Source organism: Streptomyces sp. NPDC030245, assembly GCF_055572995.1.
The window spans coordinates 486,828-511,754 of sequence record NZ_JBVICF010000004.1 but is presented as its reverse complement, the minus strand read 5'-3'; the positions used below and the strand labels follow the sequence as shown (position 1 = coordinate 511,754).

The window sequence follows — 24,927 nt, the reverse complement described above, 5'->3', positions numbered from 1 at the left end:
ATGTCCCCACCGAACAAGTTCCCTGGGGGGATTTCATGCGTCACCGTCACGAGCGTCACGACCGTCACCACGCGCGCCGTACCGCCGCCGTCGCCGCCTGCCTCGTCGCCGCGGCCGCCGTCGGCCTCACGGCCTGCGGCTCCGAGAAGGACGACAAGCCGAAGGAGCCCTTCGCGGGCATGTCGGGCACCGAGATCGTCGACAAGGCCGTCAAGGCGACGAAGGGCGCCGAATCGCTGAAGCTCGCGGGCGAGGTCTCGGACGACGAGACCGGCCTGATGAAGATGGACCTGGCCCTCGACACGTCGGGCAAGTGCGCGGGCAAGCTGGCGGTGGGCGACGAGGGTTCGTTCGACCTGATCGTCCCCGGCGACAAGACGGTCTACGTGAAGTACGACGAGAAGTTCCTGCGCGCCCAGAGCAAGGGGCAGCCGAAGGATGAGACGGACGCCGTGGTCGACATGCTCGCGGGCAAGTGGGCGAAGACGAAGGCGTCGGGCGCCGACGCGAAGGACATCGCCGGCATGTGCGACGTCGACGAGCTGCTCAGGGACTTCGAGGGCATCAACTCCAACGCCCGCAGGGGCGCGACGACCACCCTCGACGGCACCCCCGCCATCAAGATCAACGCTCACGACTCCGCGGACAAGTACACGATCTACGTCGCCACCGAGGGCAAGCCGTATCTGCTGAAGATCGTCGACAGGGGCGCCGCGAAGCCGGAGTACCTGACGTTCGGCGACTACGACAAGCCCGTGAAGACGGCGCCGCCCGCGGGCAAGGTCATCGACATCGACAACCTGGGCAGCTGACGTCGTCGGCCACTGGCTGTTCAGAGCGTGTGCCGCACCCACACGTTCGGCTCGACGTACACGCCGTAGCCGCGCGCCGGTTCGCAGTGGACCGGCACCAGCGCGCCCGGCACCTCCACAGGGCCCTCCTCGTCGAACGGCAGCCCGGTCCACTCCCGCCATTGGGCGGTCGACCCGGACACCGTCATGGAGGCGTGCGCGACCTTCTCGATGACGCCGCCCGCCCGCACGTGCACCCGCAGCCACGGGTCGTGCGGCAGGCCGTCCTCGCGGGTGCGGTACGCGTACTCGTCGATGAGTGCGGCCGGTTCGAGGTGCTTGGCGTTGGGCCGCACGGGCGCGACGACCTCGGCGAAGCCGCGGGCCCGGGCGTTGTCCCGCATGGCCGCGAGCATCCGCCCGGACACGCCCTTGCCGCGCGCCGTCTCGTCGACGGTTATCTCGATGGCGCTCACGGTGTCGGGGGCCTTGCCGTGCCGCAGGTCGGAGAAGGCCCACAGCAGCACCTGGTCCCAGCCTCCGTCGGGCAGTCCGCCGTCGCCGCGGGCGCGCAGGGCGAGCGGCACGCTGAACGCGCGGGCCACGACCCTGCCGGGCGCGCCCGCGCCGCTCCCCTCGGTGGCGACCAGGACGTACTCCGGAAGCTCCTTGACGATCCTGCCGATCAGCGACCAGCCGACCGGGTCGTGCAGGATGAACTCCGGCCAGTCCTCGGCCATGTGCCAGAGCGGGTCGGCGAGGTGGGGCCGCTCGGCGAGCGTCGTGATCTTGAGGTCCATCCGCCGGACGGTACGCATTCTGCGGGGCGGGCGGTATTGGTTTTCCTGCGGCGCGTTATGGGTGGGGGCAGCGCCCCGTCAGGGGCGCGGGGCTGTGTCATATGCGGCTCCGCCGCGTGGGCGCGACCCCTGGGGCCCCGCAGGGGCCCTTCCAGGGGCGCGGGGAACTGCGCGACCAGCCCCCACGGCCCGCGGCGGCCAACGGACCGGGGCCCCGCAGACGCGTCTGCCCGCGGGGGGCTCATCGGCGGCTGCGGGCCGCCTTGGGCTGGTCGCGCAGTTCCCCGCGCCCCTGCGGGGCGCCGTCCCCCGGGCTAGCGGGCCCTGAAGCGGGGCGGGGCCTCTGTCGGGGCCGGGCCCGAGGGGAGCGGCTCGTCGGGGCACCCGGCGAGTACCCTCCGCATCGCATCCCGTTCCGCCGCGGTCACCCACACCCCGTACTTCTTCTTCACGGCGACCTGCCCGGCCACATACGTACAGCGGAAGGACTTGTTCGGCGGCAGCCACGTCGCCGTGTCGCCGTCGCTCTTGCCGCGGTTGGTGCCCGCGTCGACCGCCAGGAGGTTGAGCGGGTCGTTGGCGAACGCTATGCGCTTGCTCGGCTCCCAGCGGGCCGCGCCCTTCTGCCAGGCGTCCGAGAGCGCCACGAGGTGGTCGATGTCGACCTGGCTGCGGCCGCGCCGGAACGTCACTTCCCTGCCGGTGTACGGGTCGGGTGCGAGCTTCCCGGAGACCACCCGGCACTCGCCGCCCTGGTACCGGACGTCCTTCAGGTCCCGCTTGAGGACGTCGTCCCGGGTCGGGCAGTGGTTGGAGTCGGTGTCGGCCCACGGGCTGCCGAACCTGTCGCGGTCGTAACCGGCCTTGGGCGCACGGCCCTTGACGGTGAGCGCGTCGACGGCGGCGAGCGCGGACCCGGCCTCGGCGCCGGCCCCCGCGCCGCCATCCGCCCCGCCCTCGGTGCCGGCCTCGCAGCCGGTCAGGAGCGCGGGGACGGTGACCAGCGCGAGCAGGGCCGAGGTCGTACGCCGGTTCACCGGACCACCACCGTGTCGCCGAGGGCGACGTGCGCGGGCGTCACGACGTCCGTGTGGATGCCGATGCACATGCCGCGCGCTTCGGTGAGGGTCTTGAGGACGCGGTTGTCCACGGGGAGGCCTGCCTGTGCCTGGGTGACCATCACGCAACGCTTGACGCGCTTGACCCCGCGCAGCCGCAGCGGCTCCGCCCCCTCGCCGCCGCCGATGACGATCTCGCGGCCGATCCAGCTCTCCTCGATCCAGGGCTCCTCGGTCTCCACGACGATGTTCTTGCGCAGCCGCCGTACGTCGACGGGGTCGGCGTCACCGAGCAGGTCGCCGAGCGCGCGCAGCGAGGCGGTGCCGACGAGGGAGACGGCGGAGACGTCCTTGTGGCCCTCCGGCTGACTGTCCGGCCCCTCGCGGACCAACTCGACGCCCTCGCCGAAGCGTTCGGGGATGCGGGGGTCACCGGGGCGCAGTGTGGCGCCGTCCGGCGCGGTGATGACGGGCAGCCCGTCCTCGTCGTACGTCACGTGGTGTTCGAGCAGTCCCGGGACGCGGCGGAAGCGCGCGTGGTTCTTGCCGCTGCCGAGCTTGCCGTCGGCGTGCCGCAGGGCCCACAGCCGGTCGCCCGCGACGCCGCGCTCGTGCACCTCCAGCCGGTCGTGCTCCTCGCCGAGCATCGACTTCACCGGATAACGGCGCAGACCCACGACCTTGAGCGTCACGGCGCTCCCTCCTCCCCTGGGCGGACTCCGGCGCCCACCACGGTAACGGCCGTGAGAATATCTCCTGTTCACTCACGTATCAGGAGATTCATGCGCAAGCGTCTGCCCCGGTCCCGGCTGGTCGTCCTGCTCGCCGCGGTCGCTCTCGGCACCACGGCGTGCGGCTCGTCCGACGCCCCGTCCTCCTCTCCGTCCACTCCGTCCACTCCGTCCGCGAGCGCGCCGCCGTCGGTGAGCGCGTCGCCCAGCCCCGAGGGGCGCGGACTGAAGGGCCCCGCGGCCGCCTTCTTCCTGAAGACGCTGCGGAAGAACTATCCGGACCTCGACCACATCAAGGACGACGCGCTCGTCGCCGAGGGCGATGCCCTGTGCACCGTCCGGGGAGCCGCGCTCGGTGAGCAGTTCACCGAGTCCACGCGCCGGCTCGGCACCACCAAGAAGCAGACGTCCCGCATCATGGGCGCGGCCCACGCCCTGTGCCGGGACAAGGAGGACCAGCTGTTCCAGGACTGACACGGCGACGGACGCGGCGACGGACCGTGGCGAGCGACGTGACGGACGACGTGGCGGACGATTACCTCCGCGGTAATCGACCGCTCTCCGCCTCCCCGGCAGGATCGGACACATCAGCCGAGAGCCGCACCCCGAGGAGGGCCCATGAACGCCACGAGCACCCACACCGACACCGCCGCCCGGACCCGCGCCGTCGTCGAGGAGTTCCTCCAGGCCCGGCTCTCCGGGAACACCGGGCGGATGGTGGAACTCTTCGCCGACGACGTGGACTGGCTGCTCGCCGAGAACCCCGTCGTCCCGTGGATCCGCCCCCGCTCCACGGGCGCCGAGTGCGCGGCCCAGGCCGCGGAGATGGCCGAGCACACGGTCGCCGAGGACGCCAGGGCCTCCCTCGACACCTTCCTCGTCGACGGCACCGACGCCGTCCTGTTCGGCCACCTCTCGGGCACGGTCCGCGCCACCGGCAAGTCCTTCGAGGGCCCCTTCGCCCTGCGCCTCACGGTGGAGAACGGCAGGATCACCCGGCACCACCTCTACGAGAACAGCCTCTCGATCGCCGAGGCGTGCACGGCGTGACCCTGCCCAGCGGTCAGGAACCCAGGATCGACGTCAAGAACTCCCCGACCCAGCCCAGCAGTTCCCGCCCGACCAGCGGCTTGCCGCCCACCTTCGCCGTCTTCGGGCGCGGGACCAGGATCTGGTTCGCGGTCGGCTTGATGACCGTTCCCGGGTAGAGGCGCTTGAGGCGGAGTTCCTGGGACTCGCGGAGGTCCACCGGGGCGAAGCGGATGTTGTTGCCCTGGAGGACGATCTCGCTCACGCCGCACGCGCGCGCCAGCATCCGCAGGCCCGCCACCAGGAGGAGGTTCTCCACCGGTTCCGGCAGCTTGCCGTAGCGGTCGGTGAGTTCTTCGCGTACCGCCTTGATGTCCTCCTCCGTGTTGGCGGAGGCGATGGCGCGGTAGGCCTGGAGGCGCAGGCGCTCGCCAGGGGCGTAGTCGTGGGGGACGTGCGCGTCGACCGGGAGCTCGATCTTGACCTCCAGGGGCGGCTCCTCCTCCACGCCGCCCTCCAGGGACGCGCGGTAGTCGGCGACCGCCTCGCCGACCATGCGGACGTACAAGTCGAAGCCGACGCCCGCGATGTGGCCCGACTGCTCGCCGCCGAGGAGGTTGCCCGCGCCGCGGATCTCCAGGTCCTTCATCGCCACGTACATGCCCGCGCCCATCTCCGTGTGCTGGGCGATCGTGGCGAGGCGTTCGTGGGCCGTTTCGGTCAGGGGCTTCTCGGGGGGGTACAAGAAGTACGCGTAGCCTCGTTCGCGGCCTCGGCCCACCCGGCCGCGCAGCTGGTGGAGTTGGGAGAGGCCGAAGTTGTCGCCGCGCTCCACGATCAGTGTGTTCGCGTTGGAGATGTCGATGCCCGACTCGACGATCGTCGTCGAGACGAGGACGTCGAACTTCTTCTCCCAGAAGTCGACGACCACCTGCTCCAGAGCCTGTTCCGACATCTGGCCGTGGGCCGTCGCGATGCGCGCCTCGGGGACGATGTCGCGGAGCCGCGCCGCCGCGCGGTCGATCGACTCGACGCGGTTGTGGATGTAGAAGACCTGGCCCTCGCGGAGCAGTTCACGGCGGACGGCCGCCCCGATCTGCTTCTCCTCGTACGGGCCGACGAACGTCAGGACCGGGTGGCGCTCCTCGGGCGGCGTGGTGATCGTCGACATCTCGCGGATGCCGGTGACCGCCATTTCGAGCGTACGGGGGATGGGGGTGGCGGACATCGTCAGGACGTCGACGTTGGCGCGGAGCTTCTTCAGCTGCTCCTTGTGCTCGACGCCGAAACGCTGCTCCTCGTCGACGATGACCAGGCCCAGGTCCTTGAACTTGGTCTCGGAGGAGAACAGGCGGTGCGTGCCGATGACGATGTCGACCGAGCCGTCGCGCAGGCCCTCCAGGGTCGCCTTCGACTCCGTCTCCGTCTGGAAGCGGCTGAGCGCCTTCACGTTGACCGGGAACTGGGAGTAGCGCTCGGAGAACGTGCCGAAGTGTTGCTGGACGAGGAGGGTTGTGGGGACGAGGACCGCCACCTGCTTGCCGTCCTGGACCGCCTTGAACGCGGCGCGGACCGCGATCTCCGTCTTTCCGTAGCCGACGTCGCCGCAGATCAGGCGGTCCATCGGGACCGTCTTCTCCATGTCCTCCTTCACCTCGGCGATCGTGGTCAGCTGGTCGGGCGTCTCCACATAGGGGAAGGCGTCCTCCAGCTCGCGCTGCCAGGGCGTGTCGGGCGCGAAGGCGTGGCCCGGCGCGGCCATGCGGGCGGAGTACAGCTTGATGAGGTCCGCGGCGATCTCCTTGACCGCCTTCTTCGCGCGCGCCTTCGTCTTCGTCCAGTCGGCGCCGCCGAGCCGGTGCAGGGTCGGGGCCTCGCCGCCGACGTACTTGGTGATCTGCTCCAGCTGGTCCGTGGGGATGTAGAGCCGGTCGCCGGGCTGGCCGCGCTTGGCCGGGGCGTACTCCACTACGAGGTACTCGCGGGTGGCGCCCTGGACGGTGCGCTGCACCATCTCGATGTAGCGGCCGACGCCGTGCTGCTCGTGGACGATGTAGTCGCCGGACTCCAGGGTCAGCGGGTCGATGGTCTTGCGGCGGCGGGCCGGCATGCGCTGGCCGTCCTTGCCCGCCGCCTTCTGGCCGGAGAGGTCGGTCTCGGTGAGGACGGCGAGCTTGAGGGCCGGGTCGATGAAGCCGTAGTCGATCGAGCCGCAGGAGACGTGCACCAGCGAGGGCGTCAGCTCGCCGAGGTCGCCGTCGAGGCGGGCCGCGATGCCCTCGCCGCCGAGGACCTCGACGGTGCGGGCGGCGGGGCCGTGGCCCTCGGTCACATAGACGGTGCGCCAGCCGTCGGCGAGCCAGCCCTTGGTGTCCGCGAGGGCCTTCGCGGTGTCGCCGCGGTACGTCTCCGGGGCGTGCATGCCCAGCTTGAGCGTGTCCGCACCCAGGTCCTCGTCGGCGGCGAAGGGGCTGACCGACCACCACATCATGCCGAGGTCGCGCGCGTGCTCCCGGACGTCCGCGATGCCCCACAGCGACGCGGCGTCCACGTCGATCGGCGCCTCGCCGCCGCCGGCCGTCGCCGCCCAGCTGGCCTGCAAGAACTCCTGCGACGTCGCCACCAGGTCCGCCGCGCGCGTCCGCACCCGCTCCGGGTCGCAGACCACGGCCATGGAGCCCTTCGGCAACACGTCGAGCAGCAGCTCCATGTCGTCCACCAGGACCGGGGCCAGCGACTCCATGCCCTCGACGGCGATGCCCTCGGCGATCTTCCCGAGCAGCTCGCCGAGCTCGGGGTGGACCTGGGCGAGGGCGGCGGCCTTCTCCCGCACCTCGTCGGTGAGCAGCAGCTCGCGGCAGGGCGGCGCCCACAGGCCGTGCTCGGCGACTTCGAGCGAGCGCTGGTCGGCGACCTTGAAGTACCGGATCTCCTCGACGTCGTCGCCCCAGAACTCCACGCGGAGGGGGTGCTCCTCGGTGGGCGGGAAGACGTCGAGGATGCCGCCGCGCACGGCGAACTCGCCGCGCTTCTCGACCAGCTCCACCCGGGAGTACGCCGCTGCCGCAAGGGCCGCCACGACCTCGTTCAGATCGGTGCTCTCGCCCGTGCGCAGCGCCACGGGCTCCAGGTCGCCGAGCCCCTTGACCTGCGGCTGGAGCACGGAGCGGACCGGTGCGACGACCACCGAGACCGGGCCGGTCTCCGGGTCGTCCGTGCTGGGGTGGGCCAGGCGGCGCAGCACGGCGAGGCGGCGCCCGACCGTGTCGGAGCGGGGCGAGAGGCGCTCGTGCGGCAGCGTCTCCCACGACGGGTACTCCGCGACGCCGTCCGGCGGCAGGATCGTGCGCAGCGCCGCGGCCAGGTCCTCGGCCTCGCGGCCGGTGGCCGTCACCGCGAGGACGGTGCGGCCGGACTCGCGGGCCAGCGCCGCCACCGCGAAGGGCCGGGCCGCGGGCGGGCCGACCAGGTCGATGTGCGTGCGGTGGCCGTCGGCCGCGGCCTTGACCGCCTCGGCGAGGGCCGAGTCCTTGACGACAGCGTCGAGCAGACCGTGCAGGCTCATGGAAGGCTTTCCGTCCAGGTACCGGGGTGAGCCGGAGTGGGTGGGCAACGCGAACCGCCCGGCACGTCGCACGGGCCGGGGGTCTCCAGCGTACGACCACGGGGTGATCGTCGCGGCATGGCAGGGGCGGCCCCGGCGAGCCCCGGCGGGCGGCGCGCCGCGCGACCTGCCGCACAATGACCGGAAAACCGCCACCCGAAAATTCTTTCCCCACCGTGTAAACCGGACGCGTGTCCCAGGCGTAATGCCTTCGAGAACCATGCGCCGCACGCACCAGGAGACCACTTGACCGACGAGGAGTTCGAGGCGTTCTACGCGCACTCCGTGCGACCGCTGGTCGGGCAGGTGTACCTGATGACGGGTGATCTCCACGAAGCGCAGGACGTCGTCCAGGAGGCCTTCGTCCGCGCCTGGGCGCGCCGCGGCCGCCTGGAGCGTGACGCCGGGCCCGAGGCGTGGATCAGGACCGTCGCCCGGCGGCTCGCCGTCAGCCGGTGGCGGCGGCGCGGGCGGGCCGCGGACGCCTGGCGGCGCCACCACGGCGAGCGGGCGGGCACCGTGCCCGAGCCGGAGCCTGGCACGGTCGCGCTGGTCGCCGCGTTGCGGCGGCTGTCCGAGCGGCAGCGGCGGGTGGCGGTTCTGCACTACGTGTGCGACCTGAGCGTGCAGCAGATCGCCGCGGAGACCGGGATCGCGGCCGGGACCGTCAAGTCCCACCTGTCCCGTGCCAGGGCGGCGCTCGCGCCGCATCTCGACGACGCGCCCGCCGACGACGCGCCCACCTCGGAGGAGCACCGTGCCTGAGCCCCACTCCCCGGCCGACGACCGCCTCGCCGTCGCGCTGAAGCGGGCCGCCGCGTCGGGCGGCCGGCTCGCCTCGCCGGTCCCGGCGGGACAGGTCTCCGCGCGCGGCGCCCGCCGCAGGCGCCGGAGCTACGCGGTGGGCGCGGTGCTCGCCGTGTGCCTGGTCTCCGGGGGCGCTGCCGTCGCCGCGCTGCAACTGGGCCGCGGGGACGGGCCGGTGGGCCCCGCGGTGCCGCCGAGCCCGACGAAGTCGGCCTCCCTGCCGGAGTCGTCCGCCTTCGCCGACCGGTCGCCCTCCCCCGGGCAGAATTCGACCCCGCCGCCGGGGACGCCGTCCCGGATGCCGTCGACGTCGCTGGCGCCGACCGGCTCGTCCACGCCGACCACACCGCCGACCGCCACGAAGGGCTGAGTCGTCCATGCACGCCGCCACCGCACGGGGCTCCGCCCCGGACCCCGCTCCTCAAACGCCGGAGGGGCTGGATCATTCGGCCCTCGACGGGCTCATACCGGAGCGGGACCGGACCGCCCCCGCCCGCGACCGGGCGGGACGCCTCTGGGACCGCGCCCCCCATCTGCTCGCCGCCGGCCTGTTCCTCGCGTACGCCGTCGTGTCCGTCAGCCGGTACCGGCGGATGGAGACGCGCTCCTGGGACCTCGGCATCTTCGAGCAGGCCGTCCGCGCATACGCGCACCTCCAGGTGCCGGTGGCCGACCTCAAGGGGCCCGGCGCGAACATCCTCGGCGACCACTTCAGCCCGGTCACCGCCCTCCTCGCGCCCGCCTACCGGCTCTTCCCCTCGCCCGTCACGCTGCTCGTCGCGCAGGCGCTGCTCGTCGCCGTCTCCGTCGTGCCGGTGACGCGGGCGGCGACCCGGCTCCTCGGGCGCGGCCAGGGGCTCGCCGTCGGCGTCGCGTACGGCCTGTCGTGGGGCGTCCAGCGCGCCGTCGACTTCGACTTCCACGAGATCTGCTTCGCCCTGCCGCTGATCGCCTTCTCCCTCGAAGCGCTGCTGCGGCAGCGGTGGCGGGCCGCCCTGCTCTGGGCGCTGCCGCTCGTCCTCGTGAAGGAGGACCTGGGCGCGACCCTCGCGGCGATCGCCGTGGTCGTGGCCATTCGGTGCCGCCGCACGGACCCGAAGGCCCTGCGGTTCGCCGTCGGTGTCGCCGCGTTCGGCGCGGTCGCCACCCTCGTCACCCTCACCCTGGTCATTCCCGCCTTCAACTCGGTCGGCGCGTACGACTACTGGGACAAGGTCGGGGAGGCGGGCGGCGCCGGGGTCCTCGACGGCGCGGACACCAAGCTTCGCACCCTCGCCTGGCTCCTTGTCCCCACCTCCGGGCTGCTCGCGCTGCGCTCGCCGCTGCTCCTGGTGGCGCTCCCCACGCTCGGCTGGCGGTTCCTCTCCGGCGACGACCACTACTGGGGCACCGACTGGCACTACAGCGCCGTCCTGATGCCCGTCGTGCTGCTCGCCTTCGCCGACGCCGCCGCCACCGCGCGCCGCGACCGGCGGCCGTGGCTGCGCCGGTACGCGGACCGGCTGCCGGCCTGCGTCGCCGCGGCCGCGCTCGCCCTCACCACGTCCCTGCCCCTCGCGGGCCTCACCGAGTCGTGGACGTACGAGAAGAGCGAGCGGGTCACCGCCGTGGAGCGGCTCCTCGACCGCGTCCCGGACGGCGCCACCGTCGAGGCGAACATCGGCCCGATCAGCAGGCTGACCTCGCGGACCCGCGTCTTCTGGGTGGGCGCGGCCGAACCGGTCGTCCCCCAGTACATCGCTCTCGACGTCCGCTCCGGCTGGACGAAGGACCCGGTGGGGTACGCCCGCAAGCTGCACCCGGACGCGCGGTACGTCGCGGAGGACGTCGCGTACGGGTACGTGCTGCTGCGCAGGGAGTGAGCGCCCGTATTCGAGAGCCGCGGGAACACCACCGGCCCCGGCGGGTGCGCTGTGTGCGCGCCCGCCGGGGCCGGTCTCCCCCGCACCCCCGTGGCGGTGGCTATTCGGTGGCGATGGCGTTGAGGACGTTCATCCGGCCGGCCCGGAAGGCCGGGACCAGGGCCGCGAAGAGGCCCACGAACGCCGATCCGACGAAGACCGCGATGATCGTCGGCCACGGGATCTCCAGGACCTTCAGGCCCTCCAGGGCGAGGAGCTGCTGGGCCGTCGCGCCCCAGCCCATCCCCAGGCCGAGGCCGAGGAGGGCGCCGAAGAGCGCGATGACCACGGACTCCAGGCGGATCATGCGGCGCAGCTGGCGGCGCGAGAGGCCGATGGCCCGCATCAGGCCGATCTCGCGGGTCCGTTCCACCACGGAGAGGGCCAGGGTGTTCACCACGCCGAGGATCGCGACGATGATCGCGAGGCCGAGCAGGCCGTAGACCATGTTCAGGAGCTGGCCGACCTGGTCCTTCAGGGTCTGCTTGAAGTCGGTCTGGTCCATCACCTTGTACTGCGGGTACGCCTCCAGGGAGGCCTTCAGCGAGGTGTACGCGGCGTCCTCGTGGCCCTTGTCGGCCGTGGCGAACATGATGTCGTTCTGCGGCATCCGGTCCGCGGGGACGTAACTCTCCAGGGTCGTGATGTTCAGGTACATCGCGCCGTTGTCGACGGTGCCGTCGTCCTTGGTGACGGCCGCGAGCCGCAGCTTCGCCGTCTTCCCGCGCTCGAAGGCGATCTTCAGCTCGTCGCCGACCTTCAGGCCGTGCTTGTCGGCGAACTCGTCGCCGACCGACATGGCGTTCTTCCCGTACGCGGCGGACAGTTCACCGGCGACCGTCTCGCGGCGCAGGTCCTTGGCGTACGTCGGGTCGGCGGCGCTCAGGCCGACGTCGTCCACGACCTTGCCGTCGGGCGTGGTCATGTCCGCCTTGATCTGCTTGTAGCGCGTGATGTGGCCGATGTGGTCGGCCTTCTCCAGGGCCTTCTCGGCCTTCGGCGTGATGGAGATGCCGGGCTGGGTGGGCTGCACGATGAAATCCGCGCCGACCGACTTGTCGAGCTCCTCCGTGGCCGACGCGACCATCGAGGAGCCGACGACGGAGAGGCAGGCGACCAGGGCGAGGCCGATCATCAGGGCCGCGCCGGTGGCGCCGGTGCGGCGCGGGTTGCGCAGGGCGTTGCGCTCGGCCATCCGGCCGACCGGGCCGAACGCCCGCAGCAGCACCGCGCTGATGACGCGGACGACGCCGGAGGCGAGCACGGGGCCGATGACGACGAAGCCGATGAGGGTGAGGACGACACCGCCGCCCAGGTAGAGGGAGCCTTCCTTGGCCTTGTCGGCCTGCGCCGCGGCGTAGAGGGCGAAGACACCGGCGCCGGTGAGGACCAGACCGATGACGGCGCGCAGTGCGCTCGCCCGGCCGTCGGCGGGGGTGCCCGCGTCGCGCAGCGCGGCCATCGGCGAGACCTTGCCGGCCCGTCGTGCGGGGAGGTAGGCGGCGAGGACGGTGACGACGATGCCGAGGACGAGGCCGACGACGGGTGTCGTCCAGGCGATGGTGAGGTCGCTGGTGGAGAGCTCCATGCCCATGCCGGCCATGAGCTTCATGAGGCCGACGGCGAGGCCGATGCCCGCGCCGACGCCGAGGACCGAGCCGAACACGCCGAGCAGCAGCGCCTCGACGAGCACCGAGCGGTTGACCTGCTTGCGGCTGGAGCCGATGGCGCGCATCAGGCCGATCTCGCGGGTGCGCTGGGCGACCAGCATCGAGAAGGTGTTGATGATGAGGAAGATGCCGACGAGGAAGGCGATTCCGGCGAAGCCGAGCATCGCGTACTTCATGACGTCGAGGAAGCTGCCGACGTCCTTGCGGTTCTCGTCCGCGGTCTCCTTCTGCGTCCTGATGTCGTACGCGGCCCCGTCGAGGGCGGTGGCGACCTTCGCCTTCAGCGCGGCGTCGCTGACGCCCGCGTCGGCGGTGAGGTTGACCTGGGTGAAGCGGCCGGTGGCGCCGAGGAGTTCGCGCTGGGAGGTCGGGGTGTCGAAGTAGAAGACCGCGGCACCGGGGTTGGTCACCTTGAAGGTGGCGATGCCGGAGATCTTCGCGGTGTGGTCGCCGGTGGCGGCGATGGTGCGCAGCTCGTCACCGATCTTGAGGTCGTGCTTGTCCGCGGTGTCGGCGTCGACCATCACCTCGGTGGGGCCGCGCGGGGCGTGGCCGGAGGTGATGTCCATGGAACGCAGGTCGTTGCGCGTCCAGTTGCCCGCGATGGTCGGGCCGCCGTTGGTCGGCCCCATGTTCTTGTTCCTGTCGTCGACGACGGTCACGCTCTGGCTGCTGACGGCGCCTTCGGCGGACTTGACGCCCGCGACCTTCCCGGCCTCCCGGACGACGGAGGCGGGCAGCGACTCGGGCCTGCCGCTGCGCGGCGTCTCGCCCTCGTCCTTCGCGGACTTGGGGGTGACGGTGACGTCGGCGGAGGTCGCGGCGAAGAGCTTGTCGAAGGTGGTGCTCATCGTGTCGGAGAAGACGAGCGTGCCGCAGACGAACGCCACCGACAGGACCACGGCCACGGCGGAGAGCGCCATGCGGCCCTTGTGCGCGAAGAAGTTGCGCATCGAGGTCTTGAGGACGGTCATGACGTACGACCCCGGGCGTCGGAGGAGGGGGTCTGGGGGTGTCCCCCAGAAAAGCGCAGCATGCGGTCGAGGACCTGGTCGGCGGTGGGGTGGTGCATCTCGTCGACGATCCGGCCGTCGGCGAGGTACAGGACGCGGTCCGCGTACGAGGCGGCGACCGGGTCGTGCGTGACCATCACGATGGTCTGGCCGAGGTCGGTCACCGAGCGGCGCAGGAAGCCGAGCACTTCGGCGCCGGCGCGGGAGTCAAGGTTTCCGGTCGGCTCGTCGCCGAAGATGATCTCGGGCCGGGAGGCGAGGGCGCGGGCCACGGCGACGCGCTGCTGCTGGCCGCCGGAGAGCTCGGTGGGGCGGTGCTTGAGGCGCCCGGCGAGGCCCACGGTCTCCACGACCTGGTCGAGCCAGGCGCGGTCGGGCTTGCGGCCCGCTATGTCCATCGGGAGCGTGATGTTCTCGATGGCGTTCAGCGTCGGGAGGAGGTTGAACGCCTGGAAGATGAAGCCGATGCGGTCCCGGCGCAGCTGCGTGAGCTTCTTGTCCTTGAGGCCGGTGATCTCGGTCTCGTCGAGGTAGATCTGCCCTTCGCTGACCGTGTCGAGGCCCGCGAGGCAGTGCATGAGGGTGGACTTGCCGGAGCCGGAGGGGCCCATGATCGCGGTGAACTGCCCGCGGGCGATGTCCACGTCGATGCGGTCGAGCGCGACGACGCGGGTCTCCCCGCTGCCGTACGCCTTCACGACCTGGCGCGCCCGTGCCGCCACGGCCGTACGCCCTCCAGTGCCCCCGTGCCTGGGTGTGGTAACAGCCGTTGTCACGGTACGTCTCCTATGTCGGTCATGCGGTGGGTCGGGCGCGTTCGCCGTGCGAACAAGTCTGGTGTCACTGGGCGGTCCGGCGCGCTGGTGCTCAGCGCAGTCTTCTCCGGGGGAAAACCCCACCCCCGCCGGTGCGGTGCGCCGTAGAGCGCCGGTGCGGTGCGCCGTAAAGCCAATCTAAGGACCGGCCGGGGCCCGCTCATCCTCCGGCGGGACGAACGCTCCCCGGTCCGTTGTACGGAGGTTCCCCTAGGGGATCTCCACCCGTCGGTGGAGATCGCCTCAGGGTCGCCGCCCCCTGCCCCGCATGCTCCCCGGGTGAGAAAGTGGCCCGCAGCAACCGCGTGCAGGGGGAAGGAAGTTCCGTGGGCACCCAGGAAGCGATACGGGGCAGGGGCGCGGTCGTCGCCGCGCTCATGCTCGCCATGGCGCTGGCCGCCGTCGACTCCACCATCGTGTCGACCGCCGTCCCGCAGATCGTGGGCACGCTCGGCGGCTTCTCGATCTTCTCCTGGCTCTTCTCCGGCTACCTCCTCGCGGCCACGGTGACCCTGCCCGTCTACGGCAAGCTCTCCGACACCTTCGGCCGCAAGCCCGTGCTCATCGCGGGCTGCGTGCTGTTCCTCCTCGGCTCCGCGCTCTGCGCGCTCGCCTGGAACATGGAGTCGCTCATCGCCTTCCGCGTCGTCCAGGGCCTCGGCGGCGGCGCCATACAGGGCACCGTGCAGACCCTCGCCGCCGACCTCTACCCGCTCAAGGAACGCCCCAGGATCCAGGCCAAGCTGTCCACCGTGTGGGCCACTTCGGCCGTCGCGGGGCCCGCGCTCGGCGGTCTCATCACCGCGTACACGGACTGGCGCTGGATCTTCCTGATCAATCTGCCCATCGGCGCGGTCGCGCTCTGGCTGATCGCGCGCCACCTGCACGAACCCGAGCGGGAGAGCGTGCCGCGCGGCCGCGTCGACTGGCCGGGCGCGCTCGCCGTCTTCGCCTGCGGGGGCACGCTCCTGACCGCGCTCGTGCAGGGCGGGGTCGCCTGGGACTGGCTGTCGGCGCCCTCCCTCGCCCTCTTCGCCGCCGGTCTCGCCCTGATCGGCGTCGTCGTCCTCGTCGAGCGCCGGGCCGAGGAGCCGATCATCCCCGGCTGGGTCTGGCGCAGGCGCACCATCGCCGCCGTCAACCTCGCCCTCGGCGCACTCGGCCTGCTGATGGTCGCGCCGACCGTCTTCCTTCCCACGTACGCGCAGTCCGTGCTCGGACTCGCCCCCGTCGCCGCCGGATTCGTGCTCTCCGTGATGACGCTGAGCTGGCCGGTCTCCGCCGCGCTCAGCCAGCACGTGTACCGCAGGATCGGCTTCCGCAACACCGCGGTCACCGGCATCTGTGCGGCCGCGCTGATCCTCTTCACCTTCCCGCTGCTGCCCTACCCCGGCTCCGCCTGGCAGCCCGCCCTGCTCATGCTGCTCCTCGGCGCCGCGCTCGGGCTCTTCCAGCTCCCCCTGATCGTCGGCGTCCAGTCCACCGTCGGCTGGGCCGAGCGCGGCACGGCCACCGCCTCCGTCCTGTTCTGCCGCCAGATCGGCCAGACGCTCGGGGCGGCCCTCTTCGGCGCGGTCGCCAACGGAGTGCTGAGTGCGCGCCTCGACGGAGCCGGCTCGCTCGACTCGGTGGCGCGCATCCTGGACGACCCGGGGTCGGTGGCCGACCCCGAGCCGCTGCGGCGGGCCGTCGACTCCGCCGTCGACGCGGTCTACCTCGGGGCGGGCTGCGCCGCCGTGCTCGCCCTGCTCGTCCTGCTCTTCCTGGCACCGCGGCGCTTCCCCGTCCTCAAGGACGCGCAACTCGTCCCTCAGCAGGAGCAGTTGTCCCCCACGCAACAGACCGACTGACCGGATCCCCGAAAACCCCGCACGCCACCCCTACCTACAAGTAACGTCTCGCTCCCCTCGCTCCCTGCGGCCCGCACCACGGACCGCAAGCCGCGCAAGGAGAACCGGGATGACCCACCCCCCGTACGACGCCCCCGTCCCGCCCCCACGGCCCGAGCCCCACCACCCGCAGCCCCACCTCACCTACCCCTGGCAGCCACCGCCCCCACCGCCACCCGCACCCCGCCGCCCCCGCCACCCCGCTCCCGGCCGCCACAGCGACCTGCGCAAGCTGCGCGGCGCCTACCGGCGCCGGCGCAGGCTCGCCACCCTCACCGCGCTCGGCTACTTCACGCTCTTCCTCGCCCTGTCCGCCTTCGCCCCGTCCCTGATGGCCCGCGCCGTCTCCGGCGGCCTCACCACCGGGCTGCTGCTCGGCCTCGGCCAGCTCCCCGTCATCTGCCTCGCCCTCGTCCTGTACGAGCACACGGCCCGCAGGCACATCGACCCGCTGGCCCAACGGCTGCGCAGACAGCGCGAGCCGGCGCCCGCACCGACGGGCGGAGAACCCGCATGAGCGACCAGGCGCAGACCATGTCCCTGGTCGCCTTCACCGTCGTGGTCACCCTCACGCTGCTGCTCTGCGTCCTGACCGGACCCGACCGCGACGACCTCGACGAGTTCTACACCGGCTTCGGCGCGCTCTCCCCGATGCGCAACGGCCTCGCCATCGCCGGCGACTACATCTCCGCCGCCACCGTCCTCGGCACCACCGGCGTCATCGCCCTCCTCGGCCACGACGGCGTGGTCCTCGCCCTCGGCACGGCGCTCTCCCTCACCCTCCTGATGTTCCTGCTCGCCGAACCCCTGCGCAACGCGGGCCGGTTCACCATGGGCGACGTCGTGGCACGCCGCATGCCGGGCCGCGCCGCCCGCGTCGCCGTGTGCGCGGCCACCCTGGCCGCCCTGCTCCCGCTCATGCTGGTCCAGCTGGCCGGCGCGGGCGACCTCCTCGCCTTCCTGCTCGGCTTCTCCGACGACGGCCTGAAGACCGGCTGCATCGTCGCGCTCGGCGCCCTCATGATCAGCTACGCGGCGATCGGCGGCATGAAGGGCACCGCCCTCATCCAGATCCTCAAGATGGTGATGCTGCTCGGCTCCGGCGCGGTGATCGCCGTACTCGTCCTGCGCCGCTTCGACTGGGACGCGGGCGCCCTGCTGGCCGCCGCACAGCGCGGCAGCGGGGCGGGCCCGGCCTTCCTCCGGTCCGGCCTTCAGTTCGCCGACAGCCCCAACCCCCGCCTGGACATGATCGGTTCGGAGCTGACGGTGGTGTTCGGCGCCGCGGCGCTCCCACACGTCACCATGCGCATGTACACGGCCCGCAGCGCCCGCGAGATACGCCGCTCCATGTCCTGGGCGGTCTCGTCGGTCTCCCTCTTCGTCCTGATCATCACCGTCGTCGGGTTCGGCGCGACCGCGCTCATCGGCGGCGCGGCCATCGCGGAGGACGACCCGCAGGGCAACACCGCCTTCCTGCTCGGCGCCCGCGCGGCGTTCGGCGCCCACACCTCGACGGCCGAGACACTGGTCTTCACGACGGTCACCACCGCGCTGTTCCTGACGCTGCTCGCCTCCGTCGCCGGCATGATCCTCGCCTGCGCCAACTCCCTCGCCCACGACGTCCTCGCCCACGGCCGCGCCTGCTCGCCCCGCCGCGAGATGACACTGGCCCGCGCCTGCGCGCTCGCCACCGGCGCCCTCGCGATCGCCCTCGCGGTCCTCGTCAAGGACCACAGCTTGCAGCCCCTGGCCACCCTCTCGTTCTGCCTGGGCGCCTCGGCCCTCGCCCCGGCCCTCGTCTACAGCCTCTTCTGGCGCCGCTACACGCGCACGGGCCTGCTCTGCACCCTGCTCGGCGGCACCCTCGGCGCGACGGTCCTGATGACGGGCACCAACCTGGTCTCCGGCAGCCCCGGCGCCGCCTTCCCGCACCACGACTTCACGTGGTTCCCCTTCACGACGACCGGCATCGCCTCCATCCCGCTCGGCTTCCTCCTCGGCTGGCTCGGCACCCGCCTCTCGGACCGCGACGAGGCGCAAGAGCACCGCAGGCGGTACGAGGCGGTGGAGGGCCGGATCCTGGCCGGGCGGAGAGAGAGGAACGAAGGAGGGGACGTCTAAGGGGTCTCCTCCGCCGGCGCCCGGCCCGTCAGGGCGGCGAGGCTGCTGCGTACGTGATCCATGTGCGCCCGCACCTCGTCCCACTGCTCGCCGTGCTCGCGCAGCACCCGCTCCGTGTCGCGGGCCAGCCGCTCCTCGACCAGGACGGCCTCCGCGACCAGCTCCGCGCCGTGCGCCTCCGCGTCCTCCTGCCGGTGCCGCGCGGACTCCTCCGCCTCGGCGAACGCCCGCTTGGCCGCGGCGAGTTCGGCCTCCGCGGCGGCGAGCCGCTCGGCGTCCCGCGCGTCCGACGCCGACTCCCGCTCCGCGATCTCCCGCTCGGCGGCCTCCCACCGCTCGCCCTGCTCCTTCTCCTGCTCGGCGAAGAGCGCCTCGCACCGCTCCCGCATCTCGCGCAGCACGGCCAGCGCCTCGCCGCGCCACGCCTTCACGTCCTGCCGGGCGGAGATCCGGGCCTCGTCGGCCGTCGCCCGGTCGGCGAGGAGCCGCTGCCGCACCCGCTCGTCCGTCTCGGCGCCCACCTGCTCGGCGTGGGCGCGCGCGGCCTCCCGCACCTCCCGCGCCCCGGCCTCGGCCGTCTCCGTCACACGCCGCGCCTCGGCCTCCGCGGCCTCGCGCAGGTCGGCGGCCTCCGCCTCGGCGAGGGCCAGGATCTGTCGGGCGCGCTCACCCAGCGTCTCGTACGTCTGAGGGGCCAGCCGCGACACCGCGTCCCGCAGGTGCTCGGCCTGCGCCTCCATGTCCTTGGCGAGGACGGTCAGCCGCGCGGCCCGCTCCCACGCCTCGTCCCGCGCCCGGGAAAGACCCGCGGCGTACGCCTCCACCTGCTCGGGACGGTAGCCGCGCCCCCGCACAGTGACGAAGCCGTGCGGCGACGACGGTGCACTGCTGCTCATCCTTGGACCACCTCTCCGACGCCCACTCACCCCACCCTGTCAAGGATGCGGCAAATGACGCCAGAAGTCGGAATCGGGGCGACATTCCCCGCCGCCCACGCCCCGAATGGGTGAGGCGCCCGCCCCGGACTCCGGAGCGGGCGCCTCGCGCGCGGAGCGCTACAGCAGGCCGTCCCACATCTGTTCCAGGAGCACCGACCACCAGCTCTCCGGCGACGCGAGCGCCGCCCCGTCGAGCGCGGCCAGCTGGTTCTGGAAGTCGACGGTCCAGCGGCCCGCCTGCTCCTGGTTGAGCCCGAAGCGCAGCCGCCACATCCGGCCGAGCAACGCCATGCAGCGCGCGAACTCGGGCAGCCCCGTGTTCACGAACTGCGGCGGCACGGGCGCGCCGCCGGGGCCGGCCTCCACCGGCACCGCCACGATGTTCGCCGTGCCGTACTGCACGCACAGCGCGCGCCCGAAGTCGCTGCCCATCACCAGGTACGAGCCCGCGTCGGACGCTGGCTGCACACCCCGCTCCTGCGCCAGCTCCGCCAGCGTCGGCACCGGGCGCCCCGGCTGGGCCTGCGCCCAGAAGAACGGCCCGAAGTCGACGGGCAGGCCCGCCACCACGAGGGTGTGCGCCACGATGTCCGGCACGCCCTGCCGCGACACGGCCCGCTGGTCGAACCGGAAGATGCCGGGCCCGAAGGCCGCGGCCAGCTCCTGCGCGACGCCCTCCGGCGGGATCGGCGGAGCGGGCGGCATCTGCTGCAACGGCGCGCGCACCGGCGCCGGCCTGGCGGGCCCGTCCGCGACCTGGTGCAGCTCGCCCTGGTGGGCAAGGAGCTGCTGCATGCCCTGGCGACGGGACGCGTGGTCCCTGCCGTACGGGGCGATCGACGTGATCCGCGCCTGCGGCCAGGTCTCGCGGATCATGCGGGCGCAGTACGCACCCGGCAGCTCGCAGGACTCCAGCTCCGTGTGGAGTTCGAGCACCTGCTGCGGCGGCACGTTCATGCCGCGCAGCTCGTGCAGGATCTGCCACTCCGGGTGCGGGGTGCCGGGCGCCGAGCGCCGGATGAGCTGCTGCTCGGAGCCGTCGGCCGCGCGGTACCGCAGTACGGCCTGGTAGCCGGGGCCGACGGTCGGCTGCCCGGTGGGCTGCTGCGGGTAGCCGTACGGCTGGCCGCCCGGCATGCCGGGCGCGCCGTGCATCCCCCGAGCGCCGGGGCCGGGGTGGCCCGGCGCGGGCGGCGGAGGCATGCCGGGCACACCCGGGCCGCCGACCGCGGGACCGGCCAGCATCGTCGCGGCGTGGTGGACGCCGCCGCCGGGGGGCGGCGGGGTGCCGGGGCCGGCGGGCGCGCCGGGAGCGCCCGGGGCGCCCGGGGCGCCGGGAGCTCCGGGCGGGCCGGGGGGACCCGGGGGCTGCGGGGCACCTGGGGCGCCGGGGGGACCCGGAGGCTGCGGGGCGCCCGGGGCTCCGGGGGGAGCGGGCGGCTTGAGCCCGCCGGGGCCGCCCATGCTCGGGTCGGCCAGCATCGTGGCCGCGTGGTGCACACCGCCCGGGGGCGTACCCGGAGCACCGGGGGGACCGGGAGGCTGGGGCGCGCCAGGGGCACCCGGAGCGCCCGGAGCGGCGGGGGGAGCCGGCGGCTTGAGCCCGCCGGGGCCGCCCATGCTCGGGTCGGCCAGCATCGTCGCCGCGTGGTGCACACCGCCCGGGGGCGTACCCGGAGCGCCGGGGGCGGCGGGAGCGGCCGGTGGCTGCGGGCCGTCCGGGCCGAGCGAGGAGACGAGCTGCGTCGGAACGTAACCGCCTGCGGGAGTGCCGGGGGCGCCGGGCCCCGAGGGCGGCGGCGTACTACCGGCGGGCGCGCCGGGCGCACCCGGCGGGGCGGGAGGCGGCGGCGTGCTCGCCCCGCCCCCGCGGGGGCCGTGCGGCGGCGCCTCCGCCTTGCTGGTGGCGGCGTCCGCGATGTTCTCGGCGCCCGGGGCGCCGGGGGCCTGCGGGTATCCGTAGGCGGAGGCGCCGGGGGCCTCGGGGGCGCTCGGCGGCGGAGGCGGCGGCGAACCGGCGGGCGGCTGCGGCGGGGCGGCCGGCGGACCGGCAGGAGCACCAGGGGCCGAAGCGGCCGGGGCACCAGGAACCGAGCCAGCCCCGGCACCCGGAGCACCCGGAGCACCCGGAGCACCCGGAGCCACGAAACCACCCGGCGCCGAAGCCGAGTCCGCCGGAGCACCAGGAGCCGCAGCACCCGCATCCGAAGCCGAGTCGGCACCGGCACCCGGGCCACCCGGAGCCGGAGCACCCGCCCCCGGACCCGCAGGGTCACCCGGCGTCGGTGCGTCCAGTGCCGGGGCGATGGCCGCACCCGCCCCCGGACCCGCAGGGTCACCCGGCGTCGGTGCGTCCAGTGCCGGGGCGATGGCCGTCGCCGGAAGGTGACTGCCCCCGTGCATCAGGGCCGTCTTGGCCTCCGGGGCGACACCCGGCGGGGTGTCGTGCTCGTCGAGGCCGGCCAGCGGCGGCGCGAACACCGTCGCGGGCAGCGGCACCGAATGGTCCTCGCCCGCGTCGGAGTTGGTGTCCGTACCGGCCCACGGGGTCGCCCCCGCGGGCACGCCCGGCGACGTGGCGGGCAGGCTGTCGTCGCGCTCGGGCACGTCGTCCTCGTCGGAGGCGGCGGCCGCGGGCCACGGCGTACCACCACCCGGCGCTACGGGCGCGGCGGGAGCGGCAGGTGCGGCGGGAGCGGCGGGAGCGGCAGGCGCCTCGGGCAACCCGGGCCCGGAAACCGGAAGTTCCTCGGCCGCCGACGACTCCCCGGGCCCCCCGGATTCCCCGGCCCGACCGGTTCCCCCTGCCTCGCCCGAAGCCGAACTCCCCGCCGCCGAACGGCGGTCCGGGATGCCCATCTTGTCCGCCGCCTCCTGGAGCCACTCCGGAGGCGTGAGCAGGAACGACGTCTGGTTCAGGTCGACCCGCTGGGGGGGCGCCGGCACCGCGTCCTGCGGCGCCGCGTCCGGCAGGCCGTACTCCTCCTCGTACCGGCGAATCACCTCACCCACCGGCAACGCGGGCCAGAGCGTGGCGTCGCCGCTGTCCCGTGCGATGACGAGCCGCTGCCCGCCGCCGTCCGACACCGGACCGTGCTCGCGGTCCTCGGCCCACACGACGAACCCGAGGTCGAACTCCCGGACCCGCACCTCGCGGTGCTGATAGCCCGGCACGTCGCCGTTGATCCACTCCTCGGCGCGCTCCTGCGCCTGCGCGAAGGTCACCACTGTTGCGTCACTCCTCACCCGGCACGGGGACGGCGTGCGCGAAGCCGCCGTCCACCATCAGGTTCGCCACGGTCTCCAGCTCGGGCGGGTTGCCCGCGAGCCGGGACAGGAACACGTCGAAGTCGTCGCCGCACGGCAGCAGCAGCCGCCGCACCCGCTCGGCCGGCGGCCACCCCGCCGCCTCCGAGACGTCGCGCGCGTCGTCGTACGCGCAGAACCACACGGAACCGACCCGGTCACCCTTGACCTTCACGGCGAGCAGACCGCCCTGCACGAAAGCGACGCCCAGGTAGTCCTTGGTCAGGTGGTCGCGCAGACACTTGTTCACGTACACCAGGTCGTTGACCGCGGCCTGGTCCCGCACCGTGAAGAACGGCTGGTCCACCAGCAGCCCCAGCTCGGCGTCGAGGGCCGCGCCGACCGGCGCGCAGCCGCCCGCCGCCTTCAGGAAGGAGCGGTAGGCGCCCGGCAGCCGGTAGCCCAGGTCCTCCTCGACGCCCTGCACCTGCTGCTCGGTCACCGCGACCGAGGCCTTCGGCAGGCCGAAGTGCGCGGGCCGCGTCTCCTGCAACGGACGCGTGCCCCTCTTCTCCTGGTCCACGGCCGTCGTCGCGATCCCGCCGTGGTGCCGCAGCAGCGCCTTCACCTCGACGGGCACCAGTTCGAGCCGGCGGCTGTGCGCCGCGTGGTGCCAGGTCCAGCCGTGCGGGGTCGCCACCGCGGGGATCGTGTCCCACAGTTCGTGGCCGGCCGCGGCCATCGCCGCGTTCGCCGACACGTAGTCCGTCAGGCGGAGTTCGTCGACGCCGAAGCCCTCGGGGGGCTCGGCGATCTCCGCCGCGGCGCGCGCGTACGACGAGAAGTCCGGGAACCCGTGCTCGTCCACCCGCACCCCTCTGGGGTGGCGGGCGGCGCGGACCGGGTCCGGAAAGTGCACGACCTGCCCGGCGTAGGCCGCGTTCGGCGGCGCGGACTGCTGCCCCAGCCGACCTGTCGTCATGGCGGTTGCCCCCTGCGGCACTGTGGAAGGTTCTGGTTCTGGTCCTGCGATGTCGACACAGCCTATGCGCAAGAACGGCACCGGTCACCGGGCCTCCGGTTCCATGACCACCAGCCACCGGACGGTCACCGTGCGACGAATCCCGACGGAAAGCCAGGCGTGTCGCAGTGCCCCAGCTTCCGCACCACCCGCCCCATTTGGCAGGCTGTCCCCCGCAACGCGGGGGCGTGGCACACGCGGTGACCGCCGCGAGCAGGGGGAGGGAAGAGCACGATGCAGACGGCACAGAGCGGCATGTCCGGCCACACGCTGTCCACGACGGCGGGCACCACGACGCACGACACCACCGCACGGGGGCACGCTCCGGCGAGCCGCCCGACCGCGGGGGACCCACGGGCGGGCGGCTCGCGGGCAAGTGACACACGTGCGGGTGACGTACGCGCGGGAGACCCGCGGGCGGGCGACCCCCGCGTCGGCTGGAGCGCCACCGCCGCCCACGCGCCCATCCTGCGCCAGCGCCGCGACGGCATCCTGCCCACCGTCGCCGCCGCCCTCTCCGTACGCGGTCAGACCACGCTCACCTGCACCGCCCGCCGCGGCGACGAGCCGCCCGCGCTCCACCCGCTCGTCCAGGACTTCCTCGACGCCCTCACCAGCGGCCAGCGCGAGCGCTTCACCGGCCGCTGCGCCGAGGCCATCCTGATCTCCCGCCACCTCACGGCGGCCGACGCGAGCCGCTCCAAACGCGCCTCGCGCAAGCCCATGACCAACGGCGAGGCCCGCAAGGCCCTCAAACACGCCAAGCTCACCACCCGCCGCATCCGTGAGGACGGCGACCCGCTGCACGGCGCCTTCGCCCAGCCCTGCCGCTCCTGCACCGCCCTCACCGCGCACTTCGGCGTCCGGGTCGTCGACCCCACGACGAGCGACGCCTGACCGGCGCCCGGCCGGCCACCCCCCACGACCGCCCGCACGACCGAACGAGGGCCACCCGATGCACCCCGAACACCCCGCCACGGCCACGTCACCCGCCGCCGGCGGCAGCACCCGCTTCCCCGTCCCCGTCGATGCCGCCCTCCGCGCGGCCGGCTGGCGCCCCGGCCGCTGGGACATAAAGCAGGCCGAGATCTGGGCCGACGCCCTGCGCCGCCACACCTCACCGGCCGGCCACCGGCACACCGTCTTCCCCGCGGCCGTCGAGGCCTGGGCCGAATTCGGCGGCCTGCACATCACGCCGCAGGGGCCCGGCCGGCAGATAGCTCCCGCCACGGTGCACCTCGACCCCATGTACGGCCTGCACCTCGCCCGCACCCTCGGCGACCTCGGCCGCGCCCTCGGCACGGAGCTGTGCCCCATCGGCGAGGAGCCGGAGAACCAGGCGCTCCTGGCGATCGACGTCGAGGGCCGCGTCTACAGCCTCGACCACAGTGGCGACTGGTTCCTCGGCGCCCACATCGACCAGGCCCTCGCCACCCTCGTCACCGGCGCCCAGCCCACCCGCCTCTCGGCGACCGCGGGTCTGTAGGGAC

At 73.3% G+C, this 24,927-nt stretch carries 20 protein-coding genes; 11 read left to right on the top strand and 9 right to left on the bottom strand.

Annotation, left to right across the window (positions count from 1 at the left end):
* Positions 1-35 precede the first annotated feature (35 nt).
* The gene (locus ACZ4Z4_RS14295) at positions 36-812 is read left to right on the top strand and encodes a hypothetical protein (protein ID WP_468326722.1); all 777 of its coding nucleotides are present in this window, start codon (positions 36-38) and stop codon (positions 810-812) included.
* 20 nt (positions 813-832) lie between these two features.
* Here the strand turns inward: ACZ4Z4_RS14295 and ACZ4Z4_RS14290 are convergent, their stop codons facing one another.
* The 3 genes from ACZ4Z4_RS14290 to ACZ4Z4_RS14280 all read right to left on the bottom strand — a co-directional run bounded on the left by ACZ4Z4_RS14290 (position 833) and on the right by ACZ4Z4_RS14280 (position 3,341).
* Positions 833-1,591, bottom strand: coding sequence for a GNAT family N-acetyltransferase (locus ACZ4Z4_RS14290; protein ID WP_468326720.1), 759 nt, complete (start codon positions 1,589-1,591; stop codon positions 833-835).
* A gap of 314 nt (positions 1,592-1,905) precedes the next feature.
* Positions 1,906-2,628, bottom strand: a complete 723-nt coding sequence (locus ACZ4Z4_RS14285; RefSeq protein ID WP_468326719.1) for an HNH endonuclease family protein — start codon at positions 2,626-2,628, stop codon at positions 1,906-1,908.
* Entirely contained in the window at positions 2,625-3,341 is a 717-nt protein-coding gene (locus ACZ4Z4_RS14280) for an MOSC domain-containing protein (RefSeq protein ID WP_468326717.1), read from the bottom strand. The genes ACZ4Z4_RS14285 and ACZ4Z4_RS14280 overlap by 4 nt, the downstream gene beginning before the upstream one ends.
* A 90-nt stretch (positions 3,342-3,431) precedes the next feature.
* Here ACZ4Z4_RS14280 and ACZ4Z4_RS14275 point away from each other — a divergent pair, with 90 nt between their 5' ends.
* Both ACZ4Z4_RS14275 and ACZ4Z4_RS14270 read left to right on the top strand, forming a co-directional pair.
* Positions 3,432-3,854, top strand: coding sequence for a hypothetical protein (locus ACZ4Z4_RS14275; protein ID WP_468326716.1), 423 nt, complete (start codon positions 3,432-3,434; stop codon positions 3,852-3,854).
* A 144-nt stretch (positions 3,855-3,998) separates the two neighbouring features.
* Positions 3,999-4,430 carry a nuclear transport factor 2 family protein gene (locus ACZ4Z4_RS14270; RefSeq protein ID WP_468326715.1) on the top strand — a complete coding sequence of 144 codons (432 nt, stop codon included), beginning with the start codon at positions 3,999-4,001 and terminating at the stop codon, positions 4,428-4,430.
* 13 nt (positions 4,431-4,443) lie between these two features.
* Here ACZ4Z4_RS14270 and mfd read toward each other — a convergent pair whose 3' ends face one another.
* Positions 4,444-7,974, bottom strand: a complete 3,531-nt coding sequence (gene mfd, locus ACZ4Z4_RS14265) for a transcription-repair coupling factor (protein WP_468326713.1) — start codon at positions 7,972-7,974, stop codon at positions 4,444-4,446.
* A 285-nt stretch (positions 7,975-8,259) separates the two neighbouring features.
* Here mfd and ACZ4Z4_RS14260 point away from each other — a divergent pair, with 285 nt between their 5' ends.
* From ACZ4Z4_RS14260 to ACZ4Z4_RS14250, 3 genes are read left to right on the top strand one after another with little or no spacing between them, the layout of a single operon-like run.
* Positions 8,260-8,778 carry a SigE family RNA polymerase sigma factor gene (locus ACZ4Z4_RS14260; protein ID WP_468326711.1) on the top strand — a complete coding sequence of 173 codons (519 nt, stop codon included), beginning with the start codon at positions 8,260-8,262 and terminating at the stop codon, positions 8,776-8,778.
* The gene (locus tag ACZ4Z4_RS14255; protein ID WP_468326709.1) at positions 8,771-9,190 is read left to right on the top strand and encodes a hypothetical protein; all 420 of its coding nucleotides are present in this window, start codon (positions 8,771-8,773) and stop codon (positions 9,188-9,190) included. The genes ACZ4Z4_RS14260 and ACZ4Z4_RS14255 overlap by 8 nt, the downstream gene beginning before the upstream one ends.
* A 7-nt stretch (positions 9,191-9,197) precedes the next feature.
* Positions 9,198-10,682 (top strand): DUF2079 domain-containing protein, encoded by a 1,485-nt coding sequence (locus tag ACZ4Z4_RS14250; protein ID WP_468326707.1) that lies wholly within the window; start codon positions 9,198-9,200, stop codon positions 10,680-10,682.
* 100 nt (positions 10,683-10,782) lie between these two features.
* Here the strand turns inward: ACZ4Z4_RS14250 and ACZ4Z4_RS14245 are convergent, their stop codons facing one another.
* Together ACZ4Z4_RS14245 and ACZ4Z4_RS14240 are read right to left on the bottom strand one after the other, a co-directional pair.
* A complete protein-coding gene (locus ACZ4Z4_RS14245; protein WP_468326705.1) occupies positions 10,783-13,365 on the bottom strand; it encodes an ABC transporter permease in 2,583 nt (860 codons plus the stop codon).
* Complete coding sequence (locus ACZ4Z4_RS14240) at positions 13,362-14,180, bottom strand: ABC transporter ATP-binding protein (protein ID WP_468326703.1); 819 nt, start codon at positions 14,178-14,180, stop codon at positions 13,362-13,364. The genes ACZ4Z4_RS14245 and ACZ4Z4_RS14240 overlap by 4 nt, the downstream gene beginning before the upstream one ends.
* A 416-nt stretch (positions 14,181-14,596) precedes the next feature.
* On the opposite strand from ACZ4Z4_RS14240, the gene ACZ4Z4_RS14235 reads away from it, so the two are divergent.
* From ACZ4Z4_RS14235 to ACZ4Z4_RS14225, 3 genes are all read left to right on the top strand, one after another.
* A complete protein-coding gene (locus tag ACZ4Z4_RS14235) occupies positions 14,597-16,069 on the top strand; it encodes an MDR family MFS transporter (RefSeq protein ID WP_468326890.1) in 1,473 nt (490 codons plus the stop codon).
* 109 nt (positions 16,070-16,178) lie between these two features.
* Complete coding sequence (locus tag ACZ4Z4_RS14230) at positions 16,179-16,625, top strand: DUF485 domain-containing protein (protein WP_468326701.1); 447 nt, start codon at positions 16,179-16,181, stop codon at positions 16,623-16,625.
* Complete coding sequence (locus tag ACZ4Z4_RS14225; RefSeq protein ID WP_468326699.1) at positions 16,622-18,232, top strand: sodium/solute symporter; 1,611 nt, start codon at positions 16,622-16,624, stop codon at positions 18,230-18,232. Before ACZ4Z4_RS14230 ends, ACZ4Z4_RS14225 begins: the two co-directional genes overlap by 4 nt.
* On the opposite strand, the gene ACZ4Z4_RS14220 is transcribed toward ACZ4Z4_RS14225, so the two are convergent.
* The 3 genes from ACZ4Z4_RS14220 to ACZ4Z4_RS14210 form a co-directional block, all read right to left on the bottom strand.
* On the bottom strand, positions 18,229-19,128 hold the full coding sequence (locus tag ACZ4Z4_RS14220) for a cellulose-binding protein (protein WP_468326697.1): 900 nt from the start codon (positions 19,126-19,128) through the stop codon (positions 18,229-18,231). The genes ACZ4Z4_RS14225 and ACZ4Z4_RS14220 overlap by 4 nt on opposite strands.
* Positions 19,129-19,287: 159 nt before the next feature.
* Complete coding sequence (locus tag ACZ4Z4_RS14215) at positions 19,288-22,398, bottom strand: SUKH-4 family immunity protein (RefSeq protein WP_468326696.1); 3,111 nt, start codon at positions 22,396-22,398, stop codon at positions 19,288-19,290.
* A 7-nt stretch (positions 22,399-22,405) separates the two neighbouring features.
* Positions 22,406-23,398 (bottom strand): SMI1/KNR4 family protein, encoded by a 993-nt coding sequence (locus ACZ4Z4_RS14210; RefSeq protein WP_468326694.1) that lies wholly within the window; start codon positions 23,396-23,398, stop codon positions 22,406-22,408.
* A gap of 273 nt (positions 23,399-23,671) precedes the next feature.
* Between ACZ4Z4_RS14210 and ACZ4Z4_RS14205 the strand changes: the two genes are divergently transcribed.
* Entirely contained in the window at positions 23,672-24,334 is a 663-nt protein-coding gene (locus ACZ4Z4_RS14205) for a YwqJ-related putative deaminase (RefSeq protein WP_468326693.1), read from the top strand.
* Positions 24,335-24,392: 58 nt separating this feature from the next.
* Positions 24,393-24,923 carry an SUKH-3 domain-containing protein gene (locus ACZ4Z4_RS14200; protein ID WP_468326691.1) on the top strand — a complete coding sequence of 177 codons (531 nt, stop codon included), beginning with the start codon at positions 24,393-24,395 and terminating at the stop codon, positions 24,921-24,923.
* Positions 24,924-24,927 lie beyond the last annotated feature (4 nt).